Origin of the sequence: Parasphingopyxis sp., from assembly GCF_052168295.1 — a bacterium.
Taxonomy (GTDB): Bacteria; Pseudomonadota; Alphaproteobacteria; order Sphingomonadales; family Sphingomonadaceae; genus Parasphingopyxis.
The window spans coordinates 24,325-41,307 of sequence record NZ_JBQLZN010000063.1; the positions used below are offsets into that span (position 1 = coordinate 24,325).

Consider the following 16,983-nt stretch of genomic DNA (forward strand, 5'->3'; position numbering starts at 1 on the left):
GATAGGCGTTTGCGATAGAACCGAAATAGAAACATTGGAAAACTATCGTTTCGATTTTATGTCCAATCTACCCGATCTCGAAGCCTGGGCGATTTTCGCGAAAGTCGTCGAACTCCGGTCTTTCACGGCGGCGGCCGAGGACCTAGCTGTATCCAAGGCCACCGTATCCAAGGCCGTCACGCGCCTCGAAAAGTCGCTCGGCGTCCAGCTGCTCCATCGCAGCTCGCGCCATCTCTCGCTCACCGAAAGCGGCCGCGAACTGGCCGGGCGCGCCCAGCAATTGCTGAGTCTGGGCGAAGAAGCGGAGGATGCGGCGCGCGACGATGCGGCCAATCCGCGCGGCCTCGTGCGTCTCGCCGCGCCGATGAGCTTCGGCATCGCCCATGTCGGTGCGGTGCTGCCCGATTTTCTCGCGCGCTATCCCGAAATCTCGATCGACCTGCATCTGAGCGACGATGTCGTCGATATTATCGGCGGCGGCTTCGATGCGGCGCTGCGCATCGCCGCCCTCCCCGACAGCAGCCTCAAGGCCCGGCGCCTCGGCCCGATCGACCGCCATCTCGTCGCCTCTGCCTCCTATATAGAGCGTAAGGGCCGCCCAGCGCATCCAAGCGACCTCAAAGACCATGCCTGCCTCTGCTATGCCTATCTGCCCAATCCGGAGAGCTGGCGGTTTACCCATAAAAATGGCGAAGAGGCGCATGTCCGCCCCAGCGGGCCGCTGCGCGCGAACAATAGCGACGCGATGATGCCGGCGCTGATGGCCGGGCACGGGATCGCGCTCGTGCCCGATTTCATGCTCGCACAGCACGATCCGGAAGGCACATTGGTGACGCTACTGCCCGACTGGTCCCCCCCGCCCGTCGCGCTGCATCTCGTCACGCCGCCGGGCCGCGAACGCCCGGCGCGGGTGACCGTTCTGCTCGATTATCTGGCGGAACGGCTCGGCGGGTAACGCCCGGCGAACTGACGCGCACCGCTTCGGCCAAGCCCTATTGCCCGCATCTTGTCGCTGCCCGTCCATTCTGCGATCTAGGAATCGGGGGAACTGATCGTGCTGCGGCAAATCCGTTCGAAATTCGGCGAAATGCTCGCCTGGCTCGGCCCGACGGCGAAGTTACTGCTCGTCGCCGCCTTTTTCCTTGCACTCTTCGTATCGATATTAGGCTGGCAGACGCCGCTGGTGCGTGCCGCCGAACTCGCGCTTTTTAACCAGCGCTACCAGATGGCGATGGGCGTTTCCGAAACGGATGAGCGGATCGCCCTCGTCGCCTATACCGAGGAAACGGCAATGGAGACCGGGCGCCGATCGCCGGTCGATCGCAGCATGCTGGCGCGGGCCTTGCCCTCGATAGACGCCGCGCGCCCCCGCGCCGTCGTCATCGACATATTGTTGGACAGCCCCACCCAGGAAGACGAACAGTTGGTCGCGGCGCTCACCGCGATGCGAACGCCGACCTATGTTGCAATGCCGGGCGATCCCGACGATTTCGACCTTTCCTTTGAGCGTACGGAGTATCTCCAGTCGCTTTCCGATAGCCTGACGGGCAGCAATGTCGAATTCGCCGATCCGCGGCTGCGCATCGACAGCGACGGCGTCGTCAGGCGTTGGCCTGTCGCAGGTGAAATTCCTCTGATTGCCGATGCCGTCGTTCGCGAAGGCGATCCGTTCGCCGATTATGGCGGCCCGGTCCGCTATCGTACGCCGGCCTATGTCGACGGCACGGTTTTTCCGATGCTCGCCATCGATATGGTGGCGGACCCCGCCGTCGGGCCGCTTCTCGAAGAGTTTCTGGTTGGGCGGATTGTCTTGATCGGCACCGACTATTTCGACCTCAATCGCGTCGACGTGCCCTATATCGATCGGGCCACGGGAATGACGACCGCTTCCGGGCTTGAGGTCCAGGCGCATATGATCGCGCAGCGGCTCGACAATGTACGCTATGATGATCCGCCCGATTGGCTTGGCGGCCTGATGGTCATCATCGCCATGGCGTCCGCGATCATACTCGGCCTGTTCGTACAGGGTAAATGGCTGCATATCGCCGGCGTTATTGCCGTGCTCCTGATTTTGCTGGCGCTGCCTTTCGGCATTCAAATGATCGTACCCTTGCCAACCTACGGCCTTCCGGCTGCCGGTCCCGTTTTCGGCTGGGCGCTGATTATCCTGACGCTTGTCACCGTGCGCCGCTCGATTGCGTGGGAGCGCGGCCGCGTCGCGCAGTTCGCCCTCGCGCGCTACCTGCCGCCCGATATCGCCACCGAACTCCTGGCCCGGCCCTCCGATGCCGCATTAAGCGGCGACCGCCGCATGATCTTCACCGTATTTACCGACATGGAAGGGTTCAACGATCTGTGCCACCGCACCGATGCGGGAGATGTCGCGAGCCTGCTCAACGCATATCTCGAGACGCTCTCGGCCGTGGTGATCGACCATGGCGGGACCATCGACAAATATGTCGGCGACGCGCTCGTCGCCATCTGGGGCGCGCCGATCGCGCGCGACGATGACGGCTTGCGCGCCTATCGCGCCGCGATCGCGCTCCAACAGGCCGGCGAAGCCTTTCGCACCGATCCGCAATGGGCCGAGTACAAGGTGGGCCGCACGCGCGTCGGCATGCATTATGGCGAGGCGATCGTCGGCAATTTCGGCGGCAAGGACCGCATTCAATATACCGCACTCGGCGATACGATGAATGTGGCGGCGCGGCTCGAGGCGGCGAACAAGGAGCTCGGAACGAAAATCCTGGTGAGCGACGCCGCGATAGACCAGTTGCCCGGCAGCCAGTGCCGGACGATGGGATCGATATTTCTGCGCGGCCGATCGACGCCGGTCATCGTATTCGAACCGGTTCCCGACATGGATCCGGAGCATTTCGACCGGCTGGAGGCGCTTCATCGCCGGGCGATGGAGGGCGATCCCGCCGCCATAGACGCGCTGCGCCGGCTTGCGCCCGAAGACGAAGCGCTCGGGTCTTTCGTGGAGCGAATGAGCCGGATAATCGAACAGCGGCAGGGCGGAGATTAGCGCAGCAATGGCGCCAAAACGCGCATTTCCGCCGCGAAATCCGGGTGAGTCGAAAATGTCACAGGTCCGCGACTCGTGGAGTTAACTGGCCTTTAACCTTTTGCGTTCATACCTTCGATGGTTAATGAATTGCACCGAGCCGTTCGGGACGGCGTCTCGTTCGGTGCCACAACAAAGGGGTGACCTGATGCGTGTGTTGCTGATCGAAGACGAGCCTACCACGGCGAAGAGCATCGAAATGATGCTGACGACCGAAGGCTTCAACGTCTACACGACCGATCTGGGCGAAGAAGGCCTCGATCTGGGCAAGCTCTATGATTACGATATCATTCTGCTCGACCTGAACCTGCCGGACATGCACGGCTATGACGTGCTGAAGAAGCTGCGCCTTTCGAAGGTGCAGACGCCGGTCCTCATCCTTTCGGGCATCGCCGAAATGGATTCCAAGGTCCGCAGCTTCGGCTTCGGCGCCGACGATTATGTGACGAAGCCCTTCCACCGCGAAGAGCTGGTCGCCCGCATCCACGCCGTGGTGCGCCGCTCCAAGGGGCACAGCCAGTCGGTCATCAAGACGGGCAAGCTCGCCGTCAATCTCGACGCCAAGACCGTCGAAGTGGACAGCAACCGTGTTCACCTCACCGGTAAAGAGTATGCGATGCTCGAACTGCTGAGCCTCCGCAAGGGCACGACGCTCACCAAGGAAATGTTCCTGAACCACCTTTACGGCGGCATGGACGAGCCGGAACTCAAGATCATCGACGTCTTCATCTGCAAGCTCAGGAAGAAGCTCAGCCTTGCTTCGGGCGGCGAAAACTACATCGAAACCGTCTGGGGCCGCGGCTACGTGCTGCGCGACCCGGTCGAGGAAGAACAGGCCCAGGTCGCGTAAGGCGGTCGCCTGAGCCAAGACAGGGAGCGGGGTTTCCAAATCCCGGCAATAGGGGCGAGGCCGCGGCAGGACACTGCCGCGGCCTCTTTCTTTGCGTTTGGGGCCTTGGCACGAAACTGCCGCGGCCTCTTTCTTTGCGCCGCGTGAACAACCCCTGCTCTGGTCTGCGCCCCGCCCCCGGCCTAGGATGCCGGCATGGCGTCCGAAGCCCCTTCCACCGGCACCGCGCCGATCGCCGATCGCGCGACCCGTACGCGCCGCGCGATCATGGACGCAGCCGCCAAACTTTTCGCCGACAAGGGATTCAAGGCCACCGGCGTGCGGGACATAGCGGCGGCGGCCGGCGTCAACCAGGCGCTGGTATCCTATCATTTCGGCGGCAAGGGCGCGCTGTATCACGACATCCTTTCCGAAGCGGTCGACCATGCTGCCCAGCTCGCCGGAGAAGCGGATCTCGATAGCGCCGACTATCCCGAACGCGAGCTCGTCCGCATCTTCGCCGCTGCCATGGCGAGCCGCCCGCATCTCGGCCCGATGATCCTGCGCGAGCAACTGGACCCGGAGCAATTGCTCCGGCCGGAATCGCTGACCAAGATGCTCGGTTTCATGGCGCTGACCGAGGCGGTGCTCGCGCATATTCCGTTGCGCGAAGAGGCGCGCCGCTACGACCCGCAGATCGTCCATCTCACCATTGTCGGTCCGCTCATCCACTTTCTCATCGCGACCCGGGTCCGCGAGGCGGCCGCGCAGAAAGCCGCACGGCCGGTATCGCTGCCGACCCTAGACGAGTTCGTCGAGACGCTGGGCGACATGCTCTCCCACGCGTTGCGGCCGACTTAGCGGGAGACAAAATTAAACACTTGCTTAAATTGAGCCATGGTGTATTAAAACGGCGATACACCAAGGAGAGATGTCATGATGAAGCCGTTCCTGTTTTGCGCCGTATCGCTGATGGCCGTCGCGCAGCCATTGCCCGCCCTCGCCCAGCCCGCTGAGGAGACCCGTCCGATGAACGAGACCGACGAAGCCCATGCGATTCTTGAGGCGCTCGCCGAGGATTATCGCACCGATCCGATGGCGATCAGCGACACGTTCGGCATCAAGCTCGGCGAAGACTGGTGGACGATCGCCGTCGAGCGTACGGAAGAGGCCTATAATCCGGAAGCCACACCGCACCTGACCTTCCACCGCTTCGGACCGCATAATGTCACGCTGACGCGCGCCGCGCCGGCCGAGCCGACCTGGTATTTCGAGATTGCGGACATCGGCGTGTTGCGTCTGATCGCGAGCGGCGACGTGAATGCGGGTACGGCCGCCATGCAATCCTTCGGATCGGATCAGGTCGGCGTCGAGACGCGCACGATGGACGGGTTCGACATGGATTCCGGCGTGCAGAGCCGATACTATATCGCACTGTCGCATTTCTTCACGACGGGGACGCACGGCACGACCGAAGTCACGCGCTTCGGCCGGGACAATGCGTTGGAGACGCACGGAGCGCAGGCTACCGCCCTGCATATGCTGAAGGCCGTCCGGATTCTGCATTTCAGCATCGCGAGCGGCGAAGTTGCCAATGACGACGAGCGGCTGGAATTCAGCCAGGTCCCCAACCTTTTCATCGTCACCCATGGCCGGGGGACATTGGAGACCGACGAGGGCATAATCGCGCTCGAACCGGGCATGAGCGTCTTCGTGCCGCATTACGCTAAGCACGTCGTGCGCAGCGAGGGCGATGTACCGCTGGAAGGTATCGTCATCCTCTATGGCGACAATTCGGATTTCGCCTTCGGCACGTCCTTCCCCGAATATCTGGAAGCGCAAGCCGAATTTCACGGCAGCTATCCGTTCAGGCGACCACAGAACTAGCCGAGACCGGCGCAGCGGCGCGGCCTCTTGCCGTCGGGAAAGCGTCGGTCCGCCTAGAGCCGCGCCCGCCTCAGCCGCAGCGCATTGCCGATCACCGAGACCGAGGACAGGCTCATCGCGGCCGCCGCGATCATCGGGCTGAGCAGCAGGCCGAAGACCGGGTAGAGCACGCCGGCGGCGACCGGCACGCCGAGCGTGTTGTACACGAACGCGAAGAACAGGTTCTGGCGGATGTTGCGCATCGTCAGCCGCGAAAGCCGCCGCGCCTTGGCGATGCCGGCGAGATCGCCTTTCACCAGCGTGATGCCGGCACTTTCCATCGCGACATCGGTGCCGGTGCCCATCGCCACGCCGATATCGGCGGCGGCGAGCGCGGGCGCGTCGTTGATCCCGTCGCCGGCCATCGCGACGGTGCGCCCTTCGGCCTTCAGCTCGCTAACGATCCGGTGTTTGTCTTCGGGCGAGACGTTGGCGCGGACCTCGTCGATGCCGACCTGGCGCGCGACGGCCCGCGCCGTGCCCTCGGCGTCGCCGGTCAGCATGACGACGCGGATCCCGTCTTCGTGAAGGCGAGCGATCGCGCCCGCGCTCGTCTCCTTGATCGGATCTGCGACGGCGACCATGCCGGCGGGCTTACCGTCGAGCGCGACGAACATCACCGTCCGGCCGGCTTCGCGGCCGTTGCCGGCCCGCGCGGTTAGCCCGTCGTCACGCGCACCGGCGCGCTCCATCATCTTCTCGTTGCCGATGGCGACGGCCCGGCCCAAGACGCCGGCCTCGACGCCTTCGCCCGTGACCGAGGCGAAATCTTCGGCCGCGGCAAGATCGAGTCCGCGCTCTTTCGCGCCGTCGACGATCGCTGCGGCGAGCGGATGTTCGCTGGCGCGCTCGACCGATGCGACGAGGCCTAGCAGTTCGTCCTCGTCCACGCCCGGTACGGCCTCCACCGCGACGAGCCTCGGCTTGCCCTCGGTCAGCGTGCCGGTCTTGTCGACGACGACGGTATCGATCTTCTCGAAAGTCTCGAGCGCCTCGGCATTCTTGATCAGGATGCCGTTCTGCGCGCCCTTGCCGGTGCCGACCATGATCGACATCGGCGTCGCGAGCCCGAGCGCGCAGGGACAGGCGATGATCAGCACCGCGATCGCGTTGACGAGCGCATAGGCCATCGCCGGCTCGGGGCCGATCAGCGCCCAGACGATGAAGGTGAGAACCGCGATGCCGACAACGGCCGGGACGAACCAGCTCGCGACGAGATCCGCGAGCCGCTGGATCGGCGCGCGGCTGCGCTGGGCCTCGGCGACCATCTGGACGATCTTGGCGAGCAGGGTGTCCGCGCCGATCCGCTCGGCGGTCATGACGAAGCTGCCGGTCTGGTTGACGGTGCCGCCGGTGACGGCATCGCCCTCGGCCTTGGCGACCGGGATCGGCTCGCCGGTGACCATCGATTCATCGACATTGCTCGCGCCGCTCGCGACCGTGCCGTCGACCGGCACCTTGTCGCCGGGGCGCACGCGCAGGCGGTCGCCCTCGCGCACCGCGTCGAGCGGCACTTCCTCCTCCGCGCCGTCGTCGCCGATCCGCAGCGCGACGGGCGGCGCCAGTTCGAGCAGCGCGCGCAGCGCCCCCGATGTCTGCCCGCGCGCCTTGAGTTCGAGCACCTGCCCGAGCAGCACGAGCGTCGTGATGACGGCGGCCGCTTCGAAATAGACGCCGACCCGGCCCTCGGCGTCGCGAAAGGCCGGCGGGAAGATAGCGGGCGCGATCGTCGCGACGACGCTGAAGCCATAGGCGATGGCGACGCCGAGCCCGATCAGCGTGAACATGTTGAGGTTGAGCGTGCGGACGGACTGGACGGCGCGGACGAAGAAGGGCCAGGCGCCCCAGAGCACGACCGGGCTGGCCAGCGCCAGCTCGATCCACGGCGCCAGCTGCGGCGCGACCAGCCCGTCGAACGGCCGGCCCGGCAGCATCGCGCCCATGACATAGACGACGAGCGGCGCGGTGAAGAGCGCGCTGACCCAGAAGCGCCGGCGCATGTCGAGATATTCGGGATCGGGGCCATCCTCGAGCGAAATCGTCTCCGGCTCCAGCGCCATGCCGCAGATCGGGCAGCTCCCCGGCCCGACCTGGCGGATCTCGGGATGCATCGGACAGGTGTAGATCGTACCGGGCGGAAGGTCGGCGGGGGCGGCTGGCGCCCGGTTGCCGTGGTCGTGATGGCAGCACTGGTCGTTCATCGCTTTCCCCACTAGCCTCTTGATACTATACTGGGGGTAGGTATATGAGTCGTCAAGCCGCGGTTAGGAGGAGGTTGGCATGAGCGAAAAATTTTCTGACGAGATCAAGCGCATGCACCGCATCGAGGGCCAGGCGCGCGGAATCGCCAGGATGATGGAGGAGGAGCGTTACTGCATCGACATCCTCCAGCAGATAAGTGCGATGGAATCGGCGCTAAAATCGGCCAAAGCCAAGGTGCTCGCCAAGCATGCCGACCATTGCGTTGCCGAGGCGATCGAAAGCGGCGACGCCGCCGAGCAAAAAGAGAAATTCGCCGAGCTCATCGATTTGTTTGGGAAAGTGAACCGCTAGCACCATGACTTCGACGATCGACCGCCGCGCGCTGCTTTCGGGCGCGCTTGCCCTGTCGGGCGGCTTGGCCGCCTCGAACCTGCTGCCCGGTTGGGCGCGGGCGCAGGACCATGTCCATCATCGCCCTATGGCGGCGGCCAGCCCGGGCGTCCTCAGCGGCGAGCGGATTGCGCTCAGCATCGGCGAGACGCCGTTCACCGTGGGCGGCCGCACGGGCCATGCGATCACCGTCAACGGGACGCTCCCCGCGCCGCTGATCCGCCTGCGTGAGGGGCAGAATGTCCGGATCGACGTGACCAACCATCTCGACGAAGACAGCTCGATCCATTGGCACGGCATCCTCCTGCCCTTTCAGATGGACGGCGTGCCCGGAATCTCCTTCCCCGGCATCCGGCCGCATGAGACCTTCACCTACGAATTCCCTATCCGCCAGGCCGGCACCTATTGGTATCACAGCCATTCGGGGCTGCAGGAGGCGATGGGCCATTACGGCCCGATCGTCATCGATCCAGCCGGCCCCGATCCGGTCGCCTATGATCGCGAGCATATCCTCGTGCTGTCCGACTGGAGCTTCATGCACCCGCACCGGATCATGACGCGGCTGAAGCAGAGCCCCGACTATTTCAACCGGCAGCAGAACACTCTGTTCGACGGGCGGCAGATGAGCGCGGCGCAGCGCCTGCAATGGGGCGGGATGCGGATGATGCCGTCGGACATCGCGGATGTGACGGGCGCGACCTATACCTATCTCGTCAACGGCCATGGGCCGCAGGAAAACTGGACCGGGCTGTTCGAGCCCGGCGAGCGCGTGCGCCTGCGGATCATCAACGCCTCGGCCATGTCGATCATGAATGTCCGCATTCCCGGCCTGCCGATGACGGTCGTCAATGCCGATGGGGAGAATGTGCGGCCAGTGACCGTGGACGAGTTCCAGATCGGCGTCGCCGAAACCTATGACGTGATCGTCACGCCGACCCAGCCCCAAGCCTATACGATTGTCAGCGAGAGCATCGACCGGTCCGGCATGGGCCGCGCGACGCTCGCGCCACGCCCCGGCATGGAGGCGGCGGTTCCGCCGCTGCGCGACCGCCCGACGCTGACCATGCGCGATATGGGCATGGGCGGTATGGCGATGGACGGCATGGATCATGCGGCCATGGGCCATGACATGGCCGGGATGGACCATGGATCGATGGACCATTCGATGCGCGACGGATCGGTCGCGCCCGGCGTCGAGCTCACCCCTGGCGTCGATATGATCGCGCCGATGCCGGTCGATCGCACCGGCGATCGCGGGCTCGGGCTCGACGATGTCCCGCACCGCGTGCTTGTTTACACCGATCTTGAGGCGCTCGCTCCCAATCCCGATCCGCGCCCGCCGAGCCGTGAGCTCCAGATCCACCTGACCGGCAATATGGAACGCTATATGTGGTCGTTCGACGGGCGGCGGTTTTCGGAACAGGTCGAGCCGATCCGCTTCGCGCGCGACGAGCGGGTGCGCGTCAAGCTCGTCAACGACACGATGATGACGCACCCGATTCACCTGCACGGCTTTTTCTTCGAGCTGGTGAACGGCCATCCGGGCCGCCATCCGCGCAAGCATACGGTGAATGTGCTGCCTGGCGGTTTCGTCCAGTTCGACCTGACCGCCGACGCACCCGGTGACTGGGCGTTTCACTGCCATTTGATGATGCACATGCATGCCGGCATGTTCAACGTCGTCACCGTCCGGCCGCTCGACGGAGACGCGGCGTGAAGACTGCCATCGCCGTAGCGGGCTTGCTCACCGCCAGCCCGGCTCTCGCCCAGCATCAGGGTCATGGCCAGGCCGCCGACCCGCATGCGCATCACGCGATGGAAACACAGGCCGAGCAGACACCCGAGCAACCGCCCGACGTGCATGTCAGTCATGACCTGACTGAGGGTACGGAGATCGTGCGCGAAACCGAGCAGATGACGCCGGAGGCAGTCGAGCCCGATCCGCACGCCGGCCATGGCGCGCCGGACGAACCCGATCCGCATGCGGGCCACCAGATGGACGAACCCGAGGCCAGCCATGACGGTCATGCAATGCCCGCCGACGATCCGCACGCCGGCCACGCGATGCCCGACACCGCAAGCGATACGGCCCTGCCCCAGTCCGGCCCGCCGCCCGAAGCGTTCAGCGGCCCGGCGCACGCCGCCGATACGATCTTTCCGCCAGCCGTCATGGCCGAGGCGCGCGATAATCTCCGCCGAGAGAATGGCGCGATGACCGTCGGGCTGTTTTCCGTGGATCGGCTCGAGGCGGCTATCGGCGATGGCGAGGACGAGTATGTCTGGGAGCTCAACGCGCGCTATGGCGGCGATATCGACCGGCTCTGGATCAAGTCCGAAGGCGAGGGCGCGTTCGGCGGATCGCTCGAAGAGGTCGAAATACAGGCGCTGTGGAGCCATGCGATCGGGCCGTTTTTCGATTTCCAGGCTGGCGTCCGCGCCGATTTTCGCGAGGGGCCGGACAGCGCCCATCTCGCGCTCGGCGTGCAAGGACTTGCGCCTTATATGTTCGAGGTCGATCTCGCCGCCTTTGTCTCCGACGATGGCGACGTCACCGCACGGATCGAGGCCGAGTATGACCAGCGGCTCACGCAGAGCCTGATCCTGCAGCCGCGCGTGGAGCTGAACCTCTCCGCGCAGGACATACCCGAACTCGGCGTCGGATCGGGGTTCAGCGATCTCGAGGCCGGACTGCGGCTGCGCTACGAGATCGTTCCCGAATTCGCGCCCTATATCGGCGTGGAATGGCAGCGCGCATTCGGCGACACCGCCGATTTCGCCCGCGCGGTCGGCGACGATCCGGACCGCTGGGTCTTCCTCGCCGGTGTCAAATTCCGGTTCTGACGATTATGGAGGCCCGATGATGACCGAAACGATCCTCTCCCGTCGCACCTTCCTCGCCGCGATACCGGCGACGCTCGTCGCCTGCTCGGCCGGCCCAGCCGGTTCGCAGACGTCGGCCAGCGCCGGGCTGCCGCCGATGCGCGTCCACAAGACGCCGACCTGCGGCTGCTGCAACGCGTGGATCGATCATTTGCGGGCCGACGGCTTCACCGTCGAAGGAATCGATGTGGCGGACACGACACCGATTGCCCGCCGGCTCGGCGTGCCCGACAGGCTGCGCTCATGCCATACCGCCGAGATCGGCGGTTATGCGGTCGAGGGCCATGTGCCCGCCGCAGACATTCGCCGGCTGCTCGACGAGCGGCCGGATGCCGCAGGTATCGCGGTGCCCGGCATGCCCATCGGCTCGCCGGGGATGGAGATGGGCAACCGGCGCGAACCCTATCAAGTCTTGCTGTTCCGGCGCGACGGCGCGACGCGCGTTTTCGCCAACCGCTAAACCCCGCCGCGTTTTATTCAGAATTTCGCTGACGCGAAATCGCCGCACCGGCCCGCTCCCCCTCCCGACCTCCCATTTGAGTGTACCCTGTTGGGAGGCCGGGAGGGGGAGTGGGCCGGTGCGGCGCTCGACCGACAGGTCGAGTCTGACAAACTACGCGTTCTTGATCGTCAGCCCGCCATCGACGGGGATTACCGCGCCGGTCAGGAAGCTCGCCGCAGGCAGGGCGCAGGACAGCGTCATATGCGCAACCTCTTCGGGGATGCCGTAACGGCGCATCGGCACCCGGCGCTTGGCGTAGATCGTCTTATGCTCTTCGGGGATCGCATCGGTGATTCCGGTGCGGATCGGGCCCGGGCAAATGCAGTTCACGGTAATGCCCTCCCGCCCCAGATCCACCGCTAGCCCGCGCGTCAGGCCGATCACGCCGTGTTTGGCGGCGACATAAGGACTGTTGCCCGGCGTCGCGCCCAGTCCTTCGGTCGAGGCGATATTGACGATGCGGGGGCTGTCCGACTGGCTCAGATGCGGCAGCGCGGCACGGATCATCCGCTGATGCGCGGTGAGCATGACTTCGAGCGTCGGGCCCCAGCTGTCCTCGTAGCTCTCTTCGCCGATATCGGCCGGAATCGCGAAACCGGCATTGTTGACGAGGATATCGATGCCGCCGAACCGCTCCGCCGCCGCGCCGACGACGCGCGCGATGGCATCCGGGTCCGACACATCGAGCGCCCATGCCGCAGCCTCGCCGGAAACCTCCGCCGCAGCAATCTCGTCCACCACCGCGTTACAGGCCTCCTGCCGGAGATCGGTAACGGAAACCTTCGCGCCTTCGGCGGCGAAGAGATGCGCCGTCGCCCGCCCCATGCCGCTCGCCGCGCCGGTTATGATGGCGACCTTGCCGGCGATCGACCGGCTCAATGGCTGATAGGGTTCCACATCCTTCTCCGATTTGCGCGGCGCTCAACCGCCTAGCGTGCCTTCGCGCGAGCGCTGCGTGACCTGCTCGTACAGATCGTCGCCCCAGCCCGCGGCCTTTTCGCCGAACAGGAAATCGGGCGGCACGACTTCCGGCCCCTCGCCCGGCGGCAAGGGCGGCGTATAATAGCCGAGCGCGTAGCTGCCCATGGCATAGCCGAGCAGCGCCTGGAGTTCGGGATCGAAATCCTTGGCGATCTCAGGCGGGCAGGAGAGATATTGATTCTCCTCCTGCCGCAGCCAGCCGAGCGCATAGGTGATGTTGAGGCCCATCCGGTCGGCGCCGGATGTATTCGCCCCGCCGCCATGAATGACGCTGCCCGAATAGACGAGCACCGAACCCGCCTTCATCTCGGCCCAAGTCAGTTCGTCTTCCGTCGGCAGCCGCGTATCGTCTTCCCAGAGATTGCTTCCTGGGGCGACCTGTGTCGCGCCGTTTTCGAATGTGAAATCGGTGACGGCCCAGATCGTGTTAAGCTGCGGTTCGATCACACGCTGCAGATAGCCGCCCCAGGCGAGCCGGTCGCGATGGAGCGGTTGGACGCCCTGCCCGTCGCGGATGCGGATAAGCTGGGTGAGATGGAGCTGGAAACGGTCGCAAAAGGGCAGCAGGAATTTCTCGCACGCGCCGAGGATGGTCGGGTTCGTGACGAGCTCCCGGCAGGCCGCCGAGCGCGCGACCAGCGCACCGGTGCGCGTCGTCTTGCGCCCGGTAAAATCGTCGCGCCCGAGTTCGGTCGCTTCGACATAGGGCATGATCTCGCCGGTCAGCCGGTCCAGCTGATCGCCCTGCATCAGCTTATCGACGATCACCGCGCCCTGCTCGGCGAGCAGTCGCGAAATCTCCTCCGGCGCGACATCGGCATCGACATGGGTGATTTGGGCCATGCTCACTCTCCTCTTGCAGCGTCCACCCTAACCCATATCGGCGTCGATCCAAGAGCCTGGCGCACCGGCACTTGCCGCGCCGGTTGAACAAACCGGGGCGCTCGTGCATTGTTGCAGTACAGCATGTCAAAAAGCTTCTTCGACGAGATTTGGGGTCACAGCCGGGGGCGCACGCCGCGGCCCGGTTTCGAGTCCATCGCCCGCTGGATCCGCGAAACGCCGAAAAAGGAGCTGCGCCGGCGGCAGGATTCCGCCGAAGCCGCGTTCCGCCAGCTCGGCATCACCTTCAACGTCTATGGCGAGGAGGAACAGGCCGAGCGGATCATCCCGTTCGATATCATCCCGCGCGTCTTCACCGCCGAGGAATGGCAATCGCTGTCCGACGGGCTGGAGCAGCGGGTCACCGCGCTCAACATGTTCCTCGAGGACGTTTACGGCGAGCGGAAGATTCTCGCCGACGGTATCGTCCCGGACGATCTCGTCCTGTGCAATCCGGGCTTCACGCCTGTCGTCAACGGCCATCGCCCGCCGCACGGCGTCTATGCGCATATCTGCGGCATCGACATGGTGCGCACGGGGCCGGACGAATTTCTCGTCCTCGAAGACAATGCGCGCACGCCGTCCGGCGTCTCCTATATGCTCGAAAATCGCGAGGCGATGCTGCGGCTCTGCCCGGAACTGTTCGAGGCGTTCGAAGTCGAACCCGTGGACGGCTATACCGATGCGCTGCGTGCGATGATGCAGGCGGTCGCGCCGGAAAGCGCGCCGGGCGAGCCGTGCTGCGTGCTGTTAACGCCCGGCCATTTCAACAGCGCCTTTTACGAGCACAGCTTCCTCGCCGACAATGTCGGGATCGAACTGGTCGAGGCGGCCGACCTCGTCGTCGACGACGATATCGTCTGGATGCGGACCATCGAGGGGCGCAAGCGCGTCGACGTCATCTATCGTCGCATCGACGACGATTTTCTCGATCCGCTGATCTTCCGCCCCGATTCCATGCTCGGCGTACCGGGGCTGATGGCCGCCTATTTCGCGGGCAATGTCACGCTGATCAACGCACCGGGCGGCGGGATATCGGACGACAAGGCGATCTATTCCTACATGCCGGAAATCGTGAAATATTATTCGGGCGAGGACGCCAAGCTCCCCAATGTCGAGACCTGGCGCTGCCGCGAAGCCGATGCGCTCCAATATACGCTCGACAATCTCGCCGATCTGGTCGTCAAGAAAGTCGACGGATCAGGCGGCTACGGCATGCTCGTCGGGCCGACCTCGACGAGCGAGGAGATCGAGGAATTCCGCGCGGCGCTGATCGATAATCCCGACGGCTATATCGCGCAGCCGACGCTCGACCTTTCGACCGTCCCCACGCTGACGGAGAAGGGGGCGAAGGGCCGCCATGTCGATTTCCGGCCGTTCGTCCTGTCCGACGGGCAAAAAGTGACGACGGTGCCCGGCGGGCTGACGCGCGTGGCGCTCAGGGAAGGCTCGCTCGTCGTCAATTCGAGCCAGGGCGGCGGCACGAAAGACAGCTTGGTCCTGCGCCCGCAAAGCGAGCAGCCCGGCTGATGCTCGCCCGGACCGCCTCCCAACTCTACTGGATCGGCCGCTATATGGAGCGCGCCGAATTCACCGCGCGCCTGATCGAGGCGACGGTCCGGCTCGATGCGCTGTCCGCCCGGCCCGCCGGCGAAGGCGCCTGGTCGAGCGCGCTCGCGGTCGCCGCGGCGAGCCATGATTTCGGTCAGACGGGCGAGACGATCACGCCGAACAACGTCGCCAACTATCTGACCTTTTCCGAGGACAATCCGAGCTCGATCCGCAATTGCCTCTACAATGCCCGGATGAACGCGCGCGCCGTGCGCACCGCGCTGACCCGGGAGGGCTGGGAATCGATCAACCGGGCCTGGCTCAATATCGACGGGCGCAGCGCTGTGGGGAGCGCGCAGGGGACGATCAATCTGATCGAAGCGCTGATCGCCGAGAATCGCGGTTTCGAAGGCGCGCTCCACCGCATGTTGCGCAGGGAAAGCTATTTCTTCCTGATGCTCGGCGAAAATATCGAGCGGACCGACAACACGGCCCGGCTCATCGACGTCAAATACCACATCATCCTGCCGGAGGGCGAAGAGGTGGGCGGTCTCGTCGACCGCGACCAATGGGGCACGATCCTCCAGACCGTCTCGGCGAACACGGCCTTCCGCTGGCTCTACCGGGACGGGCTCTCGCCGCGCAACGTCGTAGAGATGCTCATCCTGCGCCGCGAATTGCCGCGCTCGATCGCCGCGACCGTCGACGATACGGTCGAACTGCTCGGCGAGCTCGGCAAATTGACCGGCTATCAGGGCGAGGCGGATCGCATGGCGCGGCTTCGCCAGCGGCGCATCGCCGCCACCACGATCCGCGATATTATCGGTGGCGGCCTGCACGAATATCTGCAGGCCCTTATCGAGGAAAACCGCCTGCTGAGCCAGGCCATCACCAAGCAGTTCCGGTTCGACTAGGGGCGCCGCGCAGATGCATCTCACCATCGATCATCGCACCGAGTACGCGTTCAGCGAACCGCAGCGCCGGCTCGTCCAGCTCTTGCGGATGACGCCGCCAAACTTCGCCGCGCAGACCGTGATGAACTGGCATATCGACGTCGATTGCGACGCGCGGCTGCGCAGCCACCGCGACGGTTTCGGCAATCACGTCACCATGCTCTATATTGACGGACCGGTGCAGAATGTCGCGCTCTCGGTATCGGGCGAGGTGCTGACTTCGGACCGGTCGGGCGTGGTCGAGGATGCGCCGGAGCCCCTGCCTGCAAAAGCCTTTCTCCGCTCTACCGAGCTCAGCAAGGCCGACAGCGCAATCCGGAAATTCGCGGCCGATATCGAAGCGAGGAAATCCGACCCGCTCGAGCGGATGCACCTGCTGATGCAGCGGCTGCTCGAGGAAATCCGCTTCGAGCCGACGCTCGATGCCGTCGAACGCGACGCAGCCACCGCCTTCGCCGCCAACAAGGGCGTGTGCCAGGATCATGCGCATATCTTCTGCGCCGCGGCGCGGGCCATGGGGACGCCCGCCCGTTACATCTCGGGCCATCTCTATCGCCGCGACGGCGCGGAAAATCAGGAAGCCAGCCATGCCTGGGCCGAGGCCCATCTGCCCGATATCGGCTGGACGGGCTTCGATCCGGCGAACGGCATCGGGCCGGACGACGCCTATGTGCGCCTCGCCTGCGGGCTCGACTATCGCGATGCCGCGCCGGTCGCCGGTCGCCGCGTAGGCGGCGGCAACGAGGAACTCGCGGTCAATGTCCGCGTGACCCAGGCGCAGGCGCAAAGCCAGAATTGACGCCGAACGCGCCGCGCGCCG

15 protein-coding genes are annotated in these 16,983 nt (G+C 65.0%); 12 read left to right on the forward strand and 3 right to left on the reverse strand.

Annotated features, from left to right (window positions below; genetic code table 11):
• The first annotated feature begins 58 nt into the window (after positions 1–58).
• From ACTS1Z_RS10560 to ACTS1Z_RS10580, 5 genes are all read left to right on the forward strand, one after another.
• Positions 59–955: a LysR family transcriptional regulator gene (locus ACTS1Z_RS10560; RefSeq protein ID WP_442624420.1), complete on the forward strand. Its 897-nt coding sequence runs from the start codon at positions 59–61 to the stop codon at positions 953–955.
• A 99-nt stretch (positions 956–1,054) separates the two neighbouring features.
• Positions 1,055–3,028 (forward strand): CHASE2 domain-containing protein, encoded by a 1,974-nt coding sequence (locus ACTS1Z_RS10565; RefSeq protein WP_442624421.1) that lies wholly within the window; start codon positions 1,055–1,057, stop codon positions 3,026–3,028.
• Positions 3,029–3,215: 187 nt separating this feature from the next.
• Positions 3,216–3,917, forward strand: a complete 702-nt coding sequence (gene ctrA / locus ACTS1Z_RS10570) for a response regulator transcription factor CtrA (RefSeq protein ID WP_442624422.1) — start codon at positions 3,216–3,218, stop codon at positions 3,915–3,917.
• Between the two features lie 195 nt (positions 3,918–4,112).
• A complete protein-coding gene (locus ACTS1Z_RS10575; protein ID WP_442624423.1) occupies positions 4,113–4,757 on the forward strand; it encodes a TetR family transcriptional regulator in 645 nt (214 codons plus the stop codon).
• Positions 4,758–4,832: 75 nt separating this feature from the next.
• A complete protein-coding gene (locus ACTS1Z_RS10580; RefSeq protein ID WP_442624424.1) occupies positions 4,833–5,783 on the forward strand; it encodes a cupin domain-containing protein in 951 nt (316 codons plus the stop codon).
• A 53-nt stretch (positions 5,784–5,836) separates the two neighbouring features.
• On the opposite strand, the gene ACTS1Z_RS10585 is transcribed toward ACTS1Z_RS10580, so the two are convergent.
• Positions 5,837–8,023 (reverse strand): copper-transporting P-type ATPase, encoded by a 2,187-nt coding sequence (locus ACTS1Z_RS10585; RefSeq protein WP_442624425.1) that lies wholly within the window; start codon positions 8,021–8,023, stop codon positions 5,837–5,839.
• Positions 8,024–8,135: 112 nt separating this feature from the next.
• Here ACTS1Z_RS10585 and ACTS1Z_RS10590 point away from each other — a divergent pair, with 112 nt between their 5' ends.
• Genes ACTS1Z_RS10590 through ACTS1Z_RS10605 form a run of 4 tightly spaced genes read left to right on the forward strand, consistent with a single transcriptional unit; the run spans position 8,136 to position 11,754 of the window.
• Positions 8,136–8,375, forward strand: coding sequence for a metal-sensitive transcriptional regulator (locus ACTS1Z_RS10590; RefSeq protein WP_442624426.1), 240 nt, complete (start codon positions 8,136–8,138; stop codon positions 8,373–8,375).
• Between the two features lie 4 nt (positions 8,376–8,379).
• Positions 8,380–10,131: a copper resistance system multicopper oxidase gene (locus ACTS1Z_RS10595; protein WP_442624427.1), complete on the forward strand. Its 1,752-nt coding sequence runs from the start codon at positions 8,380–8,382 to the stop codon at positions 10,129–10,131.
• Positions 10,128–11,255, forward strand: coding sequence for a copper resistance protein B (locus ACTS1Z_RS10600; RefSeq protein ID WP_442624428.1), 1,128 nt, complete (start codon positions 10,128–10,130; stop codon positions 11,253–11,255). Before ACTS1Z_RS10595 ends, ACTS1Z_RS10600 begins: the two co-directional genes overlap by 4 nt.
• A gap of 16 nt (positions 11,256–11,271) precedes the next feature.
• Positions 11,272–11,754, forward strand: a complete 483-nt coding sequence (locus tag ACTS1Z_RS10605) for a DUF411 domain-containing protein (protein ID WP_442624429.1) — start codon at positions 11,272–11,274, stop codon at positions 11,752–11,754.
• A gap of 153 nt (positions 11,755–11,907) precedes the next feature.
• Here the strand turns inward: ACTS1Z_RS10605 and ACTS1Z_RS10610 are convergent, their stop codons facing one another.
• Positions 11,908–12,693 (reverse strand): SDR family NAD(P)-dependent oxidoreductase, encoded by a 786-nt coding sequence (locus ACTS1Z_RS10610; RefSeq protein WP_442624430.1) that lies wholly within the window; start codon positions 12,691–12,693, stop codon positions 11,908–11,910.
• A gap of 24 nt (positions 12,694–12,717) precedes the next feature.
• Positions 12,718–13,620, reverse strand: coding sequence for a phytanoyl-CoA dioxygenase family protein (locus ACTS1Z_RS10615; protein WP_442624431.1), 903 nt, complete (start codon positions 13,618–13,620; stop codon positions 12,718–12,720).
• A gap of 123 nt (positions 13,621–13,743) precedes the next feature.
• Between ACTS1Z_RS10615 and ACTS1Z_RS10620 the strand changes: the two genes are divergently transcribed.
• From ACTS1Z_RS10620 to ACTS1Z_RS10630, 3 genes are read left to right on the forward strand one after another with little or no spacing between them, the layout of a single operon-like run.
• A complete protein-coding gene (locus ACTS1Z_RS10620; protein WP_442624432.1) occupies positions 13,744–15,189 on the forward strand; it encodes a circularly permuted type 2 ATP-grasp protein in 1,446 nt (481 codons plus the stop codon).
• A complete protein-coding gene (locus tag ACTS1Z_RS10625; protein ID WP_442624433.1) occupies positions 15,189–16,124 on the forward strand; it encodes an alpha-E domain-containing protein in 936 nt (311 codons plus the stop codon). The genes ACTS1Z_RS10620 and ACTS1Z_RS10625 overlap by 1 nt, the downstream gene beginning before the upstream one ends.
• A gap of 13 nt (positions 16,125–16,137) precedes the next feature.
• Complete coding sequence (locus tag ACTS1Z_RS10630) at positions 16,138–16,962, forward strand: transglutaminase family protein (RefSeq protein ID WP_442624434.1); 825 nt, start codon at positions 16,138–16,140, stop codon at positions 16,960–16,962.
• Positions 16,963–16,983: the final 21 nt, after the last annotated feature.